Below are 8,247 nucleotides of genomic sequence, written 5' to 3'. Positions count from 1 at the left end.
GAGGTTTGCAGCGGTTCGTAACCACCCACCAGCCGTTAGAAATTGCTTCCGCGTCCCGGCACGTCGTCGCTCCGCACAAACAATCCGTTATCACCGCCTCGAGGCATTCGAAGCCTTGAATGCTGCCACTCGAGCCGCTTGAATCCCGACCATCAGCATTCCCTCGTCGACCGGACGTTAACGTGACAACACCGTTTCGGATACTGCGCACCTTTGAAATAAATCATGGACAGGTTCTCGAGTGAATACACCGGCGACCATTCACGGTCTGCATTCGAGCGCGTCAATAGTCAAAAGTTTGCAACAGAACCCTTTACGGTGCCCGGCCAAATCACAAGCCCGGCTCTCTTGGTCAACTACTCTGCTGCGTCCGAAACCGTGGTTTCTGAGTATATCCCTTTCACACGTTCCTTTGTCGGATCAAAATGAGGGAATGGAACGATCCTGGCTTTCAGCCGTTTTTGTTGGCCGTCCAATTGCCCAATTTCGATGTCTGCCCCAATTGTCGCGTGGGTAACTGAAATCCGACCCAAAGCGATGACTTTCCCTAAAAAGGGTGATTTCATTGCGCTGGTAATCGCTCCAACCTGCGCCTTTCCGACGCGGACGCAGTCGCCGGGTGACGGGACGACGCCGCCTTCGATTTCAAAACCAACCAGCCTTCGGTGGGGGTGCGCCTTGCGTTCTTCGATTGCTGCCCGCCCGATGAAATCGTCGGTTTTTGATTTCAGCGGCACGGTAAAACCGATGCCGGCTTCAAACGGGTCCGTCTGGTCGTCGAATTCTGACCCGGCGAAAATCAGGCCCCCTTCGATCCGCAGCATATCAAGTGCCCCAAGGCCCAGCGGCGTGATCCCATAATCCTGACCTGCTTCCCAGACTCGGTCGAAGATTTCCACTGCATCTTTGGGATGGCAGAAGATTTCATATCCCAGCTCACCGGAATACCCTGTTCGGGAGATCACGACAGATGTTCCGCGCACATCTCCGACCCGTGCAACGGTCAGTCTAAACCATGGAAGTTCGTCAATCGTTGGTTGCTGTGGGGGTGTCCAGAAAATTCTGGAGAGAATGTCGCGACTGTGCCGCCCTTGAACCGCGATGTTGTGCAGCTGATCCGTCGAATTGCGAACCCAGACATTCAAGTTGCGTTTTTGCGCTTGTTCCTGAAGCCACAATCCACTGGTGTCATTCCCGCCAATCCAGCGGAAGTTCGTCTCACCAAGACGATAGACGGTACCATCGTCAATCATCCCGCCGTGCTCATAACACATTGCGGTATAGACGACCTGACCGACGCTTAGCTTTTTCATGTTGCGGGTCACGCATAGCTGCATCAGCTCTTCTGCATCGGGTCCGACAACCTCGTATTTACGCAAAGGACTCAGGTCCATGACGGCAACCTTGTCCCGACAGGCCCAGTATTCAGAAATCGCACCATGATTGGTCATCGTGTTCGGCAGCCAATAGCCGTTATACTCGACGAAATCACGGGTATGCCGCGCAAAGCAGTCGTGAAAAGCAGTTTTCTTGGTTTCTTCCACATCCGCCTCCGCAGATTTTCTATAGCCGTAGGATCGTTGAAAATCCTCGGTCGCCTTGTATGTTCGCACCTGAATATCGGTCGGGTTCCACCCGTTTGCCGGATCAATGTCGCAGGGACATGCCGTGCTGATGCAGACCAGATCGGTCAGCGCGCGCAGCAACACGAAGTCACCCGGTCGCGACCAGGGATCGTCCATGCCAATGGCATTGGCGTCATCCAGCATCGTGTTGAAAAAGAAGTTGATCGCAGGCCAGCCGCCGCGCGGCTTGATGCCATACTGGTCCAGATCTTTGTTAATATTGTCCGAACAGTTTACGTGGCCGGGATAGCCAAGGTCTTCGTAGTACCGCGCCGTACAAGCAAGGCCAAACGTGTCATGACGACCGCAAGTGTCCTGCACGATTTCGATCAAGGGCTCCTGATCGACGGACCAGTATTTCGAAAATATCCCCGGTTGCGGGTACAGGCTACCCATCAGGCTGCGGGTCGTCGTCGGATCGATTTCGCGCTCGATCCCCTGATCCAGCGCCCGCCGGCTGAAGGCCTGAAAATCCGAACATTCGCGGCCGCGAATATCCAAGATCTGGATGAATTCTCCAGCTTTGACCTCATAAGATATGGCGTTTCCCGGTTGAATGTTGATGTCCCTGAGAGGGTCGGCCAACGGCTCAGGCGCGCCAACACCCGGCTTTTCCAGACCCGGCGCGGAACGCTGAATATAGAGGATGATATCCGTTGGAGGATTGTTGTTTTCCGGGCGCATCGCCTCGCCGGGTGCGGCTACGATCAGAAGACCATCGCTTTCCGCCACGAAATGCACCATGTCGCCGGGGCGCGAGCCTTCGGCAAAAGCGCGGATTGCGTCGCCCTGCCCGATGTCAAACCCCGCAGCCTCGAGCGCGCGCAGAACCTTCCGGCCCGAAGCGGAACCGTTTGCCAGCGTTGCGATCACCCCGTCAGGACTCCCGTGTCCCCGCGCGCCGAGCATCGCCGCGTCCGAGCTTCGGTCGGGGGCAAAAAATACCATCTCAGCGGGCTGCATTCCATCGCGATCCAGCAATGTGATCGTGTCCCCTTTGGACACCGGAACGGCGCGCGATCCCATTGCGGGAACCGGATGGCGTTCTGTGCCATGCGGCAGGATGGGCAGACCAGGAGCCAGCACCCCGCTGCGTTCGAACGGTACCTCAAACAAGGGTTTGACGTTCATCTGAACAACTCCGGTTAATCCAGCCCCAAAGCGCGCTTGCGCTTTTCGGCCCAACTGCTGATTGCCATATCAAAGGTCAACGCCATCAGAGACACGTTCAGACCCAGTACAAAATTCTTGCCCAATTCGGTGCCTGCCAGGGTTCGCTGCAATTCCTGCCCCAGATCCTGCGTGCCGATGAACGCGGCGATAATGACCATGAAGAACGCGAACATGATGGCCTGATTGAACCCGACGGCCATGGTCGGCAGCGCCAGTGGAAACTGTACTGACATCAGTTTTTGTCTGCGCGTCGAACCAGACATATCCGCGGCTTCGGTCATTTCCGGCGGCACGCTTCCCAGACCGATGATGGTATAGCGGATCAGCGGCACGGCGGCGAAGATCAGGATGGAAAACACGACCGCCACGTCATTGACGCCGAACAGCATGATCGCCGGGATCAGATAGATGAAGCTAGGGAAGGTTTGCGCAGTGTCGCAGGCCAGCAGGATACTCTTGGACCAGCGTTTGGACCGAGCTGCGACAACGCCCAAGGGGATACCGATCAGAGTTGCCAACACAACCGCTGAAATCACTGTATAGAGCGTGATGACCGAGCGATCCCACCAGCCGGAAAACGCGACGATTGTAAAAAACACCGCAGCATAGATACCGGGTTTGCGGCCTCCGACCCAATAGGCAAAGGAGACAACCAGCAGGATGAACGCAGGTGTCGGAATGGCAAGCAAAGTATCACGAAACGGGATCAGAACCTTGACGTTCAGGAACCAGCGCAGCCATTCGGTTGTCCCTTTGATCACATCGAAGGCCAAAACCGACTTGATCACATCGTCGATTTCCTTTCCCTGGCTCAGATGCTGCTTGCGACCAACTTCAGCCAGGATCGGAAACACTTGCGACAACAGGGTGAACCCGACGAACAGACCCACTGCGATTAGCGGAATCCGGTGCCGTTTCCACCATGGCGTTCCGCGTTCGAAATGAATGGGCTGTTTGACGACCCAGGCCTTCGACATCCGGTCAAGCATGACCGCCAGAAGAACGATGGTCACGCCGATTTCAAACGAACGGCCAAGTTTGAAGCTGCCCATCATTGCAAGCAACTTGGCACCAAGGCCAGGCATACCGATAAAGGCGGTGAGAACCACCATTGCCAGACACAGCATGATCACCTGATTGACACCTACCAGCACTTCGGTGCGTGCGGCTGGGACGTATACATGCCGCAGCATTTGCCAGCGTGTACATCCAGACATCTGGCCGGCTTCGATCACTTCGGGGCTGACTTTCTTCAGACCCAGTGTGGTCATCAGGATCATCGGCGGGATGGCAAAGGTGATTGTTGCCACGGCCCCCGCGGTTGGTCCGACTTTGAAAAAGATCACCGCTGGCAAGAGATAAGTAAAGAAAGGCAGGGTTTGCAGAACGGACAGGATGGGTTTCAGCACCCGCTCGAACCGGCCATACTTCCAGGCGGCGATGCCCAGCACCAGGCCCAGCACAAACGCCAGCGGTGCCGCCACTACAATGACAGACATGGTCTGCATGGCGATGTTCCACTGGCCAATTGCAGCGGTCCAGATGAACGTACCCGCACCCAGAGCCGCCAGCCGCCACCCCCCCACGGCAAAGCCCACAACAGCAGCGACAGCAGCGATTGCTGTCCACGGGATTGGGCCCAGATAAGGCCAGCGGCGCTTGCCTTCGAGCAGGTTGGCCGACATATCCAACAGGAATTCCAACGGGCCTTCGGCGATAAAGCGGGTCACGTAGATCAGACCAAGGTCATTTTGGATGAAATTGAAGATCGCATCCAGCACCTGCGCCGTCGGCGGGATTGCTGCCTCGGGAATGCGGTTCAACCATTCAGGGAGAATTCCGATCGCCTTGGCAAGGATCAGCGCAAAGGCGGTGATCAGAAGTGCGGTAAGGACTCTGGTGCGCCCCCACACACTGTCTGCCGTGTCCGGTAATTCGGTGGACAGTGTCGCCATCATTCGGCTCCGAGCAGAACGTTCAACGCGGCATCGCGATCCAGAACGCCGGTGACAACGCCTGTTTCATCCGCAACCGGCAGCAGGATACGCTTGTCATTGACCAGAACCCGGGCCAGTTCATGAATGGTTGATCCGCCATTGATCGGCGCGCCTTCAAGGGTATGGCCGTTCACCGGTTTTGCCAGCCCTTTCGCATGCACCACGCGGGCCTTGTCGATATCCTCAGTGAATTTCGCCACATATTCGGTCGCCGGGTTCATCACGATCTGATCCGGAGTATCGCATTGTTCGACCGCACCGTTGCGCATGATAGCAATCCGGTCAGCCAGACGCAGCGCCTCGTCGAAATCATGGGTGATGAAGACGATGGTTTTGCCCAGCATCTCTTGCAGGCGCAGGAATTCATCCTGCATTTCACGGCGGATCAGCGGATCAAGCGCCGAGAAGGGTTCATCCAGAAACCAGATATCCGGTTCGATGGCCAGCGACCGGGCGATACCGACCCGTTGTTGCTGGCCACCGCTCAATTCCCGTGGGAAGTATTCTTCCCGGCCCTCAAGGCCCACCAGCTTGATGACCTCCAAAGCGCGTTCGCGCCGGTCGTGGCGATCCTGCCCACGCATTTCCAGCGGGAAGGCGACATTGTCCAGAACTGTGCGGTGCGGCAGTAACCCGAAAGACTGAAACACCATCCCCATCTTGTTGCGGCGCAATTCGATCAGGTCGCGCTCGCTGAGTTTCATGATGTCCTGACCGTCTACTTCGATCGTGCCCCCGGTGATGTTGTGCAGACGCGAAAAGCACCGCACCAGCGTGGATTTTCCCGATCCTGACAACCCCATGATGACAAGCATCTCGCCACGGCCAACCTCGATCGAGACATCCTTGACCCCGGCGATATACCCATCCTCACGGATCTCGTCGAAACTGCGGCCTGCCGGCATGGACTTCAGATAGCTCTCGGGCGAGGGTCCAAACAGTTTCCAGACATTCTTGGCTGATATGACAGGCGCGATGGCGGACATGGCTGCTTTTCTTTCTTGTTGAGCGCGGCCCTGGATCACAAAATGATCAAGGCCGCGCCAGATTCACTATACCTAGCCGTTATCAGCTGCAGGCACTGATCCAGGGGTCAACAACAGCACGGTTGGCATCCAGCCATTCCTCTGCCGCTTCTTCCGGCTCAAGCTCATCAGTGTCGACCAGCTTTGCCATTTCCGCGATCTGAGGGTTGGTGAAAGAAATCTGGGTCAGGGCGCAATACGCGGCTGGCCACTTGTCTTTCATGCCATCCCAAGCCGCCTTTTTCAGATATCCACTTGCCGGGTTGCCACAATCATACAGCGCGTCCGGGTTCGGACCCTTGGCGGGATCCTTGTCGCAACCGTCTTCCCATGCAGGGAACTCTACAAACTCACCGGGCCAGACGGCTTCGGCAAAGTTTGGCGTCCAGTTGAATACAAGAACCGGGGTCTTGTCAGCCTCGGCGGCACCAATCTCGGCCCACAACGCTGCGGCGGAACCCGCATTGATCACGGTAAAGTTCAGATCAAGCGCTTCGGCGCGTTCCTTACCATGTTTCAACCAGTCTACCGGACCATCAAGATACCGACCCTTATCCCCGGTCTCGGCCGTGGCAAACAGGTGCGCGCAGTCGTTCAGTGCATTCCAATCAGGCAGGCCCGGGCAGGATTCCTTGGTCCACATCGGGTACCACCAATCTTCGCGCGTGACGGCATCATGATCGCCCGCGTCATGCAAACCCCCCTTTTCCAGCGCGGCCCGGTAGGATGCGCCAAACGCGCCTTCCCAGACTTCCATCTCAAGCGCGACGTCGCCCAAGCGGACCGATTCATAAACCGCCTGGCTGTCGGTGGTGACATATTCGACGTTGTTGCCCATCTCTTCGAAGATCAGACCGACGACGTTGGACATCACGATCTGGCTGGACCAGTTGTGAATTGGAATGACAATCGGGTCGCTGCTGTCTTCGGCAATCGCCCCGGTTCCCGCTACTGCCGCCAAGGTTGCTGCGGAAAGGAGGTTTGTAAGTTTCATGTTCGCTCCCTGAGTGAGGTTCGTTTTTTGTCAAAGGGGCTCTTCCGGCCCGCGAATTTGTGCATTTTGCCTAGAATCGCTCATAATGCAGAAAAGAAATTTGAGGGGCGTTGACCATAAAATCTTGAGGCAAACTCAACTTTTTACTATGTTAACAGTCGGTTGCCCGTTCAGACGGCAACGGGTGCCCATGAATGTTTTTGCGTGTGGCCGCGTCCAGATCGGGAAAAGTCCTGTAAATGCCAAAGAAAACATCAGTCACAGGGAAAGTCCTTCCTCCGCTTGATTATTTGTTGGCGTTTGAAGCCGCGGCAAAAGCGCAAAGCTTTGTGCAGGCCAGTAAGGTGCTGAACATCTCGGAAACCGCGATCAGCCGCAAAGTGCGCCTGCTGGAGCAGCATTATGATGTGCCATTGTTTGTGCGAGGTCACCGTTCGGTGTCACTGACGCAACAAGGTGCCATTCTGTTGGCAACTGTCGAGAAGTCTCTGGATCAGATGCGGGACGTCAGCCGTGAGATGCTGGCCAAACATCAGGCCAACAAGGTGTCGATTTCCGCGACGAACTCTGTCGCGTCTTTGTGGTTGATGCCACAACTGCACAAGTTCAACAAATCCAACGGCCGTATCCGTATTTCGCTGGTGTCTTCGGACAGTGACGCAGAATGCCTTTCGGATTCCATGGACCTGACAATACTGCGTGGAGATGGCGAGTGGCCGGGATACGAAGCAAAGCTTCTGTTCGGAGAAACAGTGTTTCCGGTTTGCAGCCCCGAGTACCTCAGAAGCAACCCCAATGCGGCAGTTCTTTACGCGCTGCCGGAACTGGACCTTATTGAAGTCACCAGCAGCCATGCGGAGTGGATGACATGGCGTACATGGTTCAGCGGTAACGGTGTTTCCACCTCAGCGATGGAACAAGCTGTGGCTTTCAACACCTATCCACTGTCAGTTCAGGCTGCTGTCGATGGTTTGGGAATTGCATTGGGCTGGGCCCATCTTGTTGACCCCTTGCTTGAGAGCGGCGCGTTGGTCAGGCCGGTCCAGAACGCTTCGGTGCGAACGCAATCCGGATACTACCTGCTGAAAAGGCCGCTTCAAAAAGCTTTCCCGGAACAGCGCATCGTCGAGGAATGGTTGCTGGGTCTCAGCGCAGGTCGAAAAAGATACGCCTGATCCTGGTCGCAACCCCCGAATCTTGACTTGATGTTTGGAAACATCCCTTGGGTACTTTAAACTCACGCATTGACCCTTGGGAATATTTATTTACCTTAAAGAAAATTTTGACCGAATCTGGCCCTGCGTTTTGTCGCTCTGGCCGGACCAATCCAGACTATCTCACGCAGGGAGACCAAACCCAATGAGCTATAAATCCGACATCGAAATTGCGCGTGAAGCGAATAAGAAGCCGATCCAGGAGATCGGCGCGAAGCT

5 protein-coding genes and 1 pseudogene are annotated in these 8,247 nt (G+C 55.9%); 2 read left to right on the top strand and 4 right to left on the bottom strand.

The window, feature by feature from the left end:
• Positions 1 to 142, top strand: a pseudogene (locus tag AC2FPW_RS16490) (IS6 family transposase); the annotation flags it as partial.
• Positions 143 to 356: 214 nt separating this feature from the next.
• On the opposite strand, the gene AC2FPW_RS16485 reads toward AC2FPW_RS16490, so the two are convergent.
• The 4 genes from AC2FPW_RS16485 to AC2FPW_RS16470 all read right to left on the bottom strand — a co-directional run bounded on the left by AC2FPW_RS16485 (position 357) and on the right by AC2FPW_RS16470 (position 6,814).
• The gene (locus AC2FPW_RS16485; RefSeq protein ID WP_496814574.1) at positions 357 to 2,756 is read right to left on the bottom strand and encodes a trimethylamine N-oxide demethylase; all 2,400 of its coding nucleotides are present in this window, start codon (positions 2,754 to 2,756) and stop codon (positions 357 to 359) included.
• A gap of 14 nt (positions 2,757 to 2,770) precedes the next feature.
• The gene (locus tag AC2FPW_RS16480) at positions 2,771 to 4,753 is read right to left on the bottom strand and encodes an ABC transporter permease (RefSeq protein ID WP_496814572.1); all 1,983 of its coding nucleotides are present in this window, start codon (positions 4,751 to 4,753) and stop codon (positions 2,771 to 2,773) included.
• A complete protein-coding gene (locus AC2FPW_RS16475) occupies positions 4,753 to 5,781 on the bottom strand; it encodes a quaternary amine ABC transporter ATP-binding protein (RefSeq protein WP_480774570.1) in 1,029 nt (342 codons plus the stop codon). Before AC2FPW_RS16475 ends, AC2FPW_RS16480 begins: the two co-directional genes overlap by 1 nt.
• 82 nt (positions 5,782 to 5,863) lie before the next feature.
• A complete protein-coding gene (locus AC2FPW_RS16470) occupies positions 5,864 to 6,814 on the bottom strand; it encodes an ABC transporter substrate-binding protein (protein WP_480774571.1) in 951 nt (316 codons plus the stop codon).
• 239 nt (positions 6,815 to 7,053) lie between these two features.
• Between AC2FPW_RS16470 and AC2FPW_RS16465 the strand changes: the two genes are divergently transcribed.
• The gene (locus AC2FPW_RS16465; protein ID WP_496814570.1) at positions 7,054 to 7,989 is read left to right on the top strand and encodes a LysR substrate-binding domain-containing protein; all 936 of its coding nucleotides are present in this window, start codon (positions 7,054 to 7,056) and stop codon (positions 7,987 to 7,989) included.
• Positions 7,990 to 8,247 lie beyond the last annotated feature (258 nt).

Source organism: Ruegeria sp. SATB027 (assembly GCF_059613825.1).
The sequence above is the reverse complement of the archived record's forward strand: the minus strand, read 5'-3'. Positions and strand labels throughout refer to the sequence as shown.